This is a genomic window from Zoogloea sp., assembly GCF_023150065.1.
Classification (GTDB): Bacteria; Pseudomonadota; Gammaproteobacteria; order Burkholderiales; family Rhodocyclaceae; genus Zoogloea.
Genome location: NZ_JAKLLN010000166.1, coordinates 1 through 604, shown reverse-complemented (window position 1 = coordinate 604; position 604 = coordinate 1). Strand labels below are relative to the sequence as shown.

General features: G+C 55.3%; 1 protein-coding gene. It reads left to right on the top strand.

The window, feature by feature from the left end; translation table 11 throughout:
• Positions 1-130: 130 nt before the first annotated feature.
• A partial coding sequence (locus tag L6Q67_RS24070) for a helix-turn-helix domain-containing protein (RefSeq protein WP_296576209.1) occupies positions 131-604 on the top strand: 474 nt, incomplete at its 3' end.

The window sequence follows — 604 nt, the reverse complement described above, 5'->3', positions numbered from 1 at the left end:
TTCATGTGCTGATTCCCTGGGGCTGTCTTGTTTTTTTGCGTGCCTTGCACGACGGAGCGGCGAGCCGTTTCAAAAACCTCGCCGGGCACTTTCTGGCTCGAGGGCGCCCAAGCTCGCGCGGAGAGGTGGTATGCCCAAAAACAAAAAGCCACTCCAAGAGTGGCTTTTTGCTGAATCTGTGGTCGGGGAAAGAGGATTCGAACCTCCGGCCCCTGCGTCCCGAACGCGTTCCCAAGCCCTGCAAACACGGTACTTGTTAATCAAAACACCGGTTAATCAAGGCTTTACTATGCAACAGCGCGCAGCTGAATGCAACAACGTACCGAATTTTCTGGGCCTCTTGGAGCAGGATTGGAGCACAGATTCGGTCGCTCACCCTGCCACAAGGCATGCAAATCAGATGAAGCGCGGGTTTCACGGTCCGTCGACCTATACTCGTCTTTGGACACTCGCTTCAACAATGACCGAACCCTATAGCCCCATCACGAAGGAGATGGCCGCCGAGATCCTGAACGTTTCCAAACGAACGATAGACAACTGGCTCGCCGATGGAAGCATCGTGCCGCCACACAACATCGGGCGTCGGATCTACTGGCACCCACAG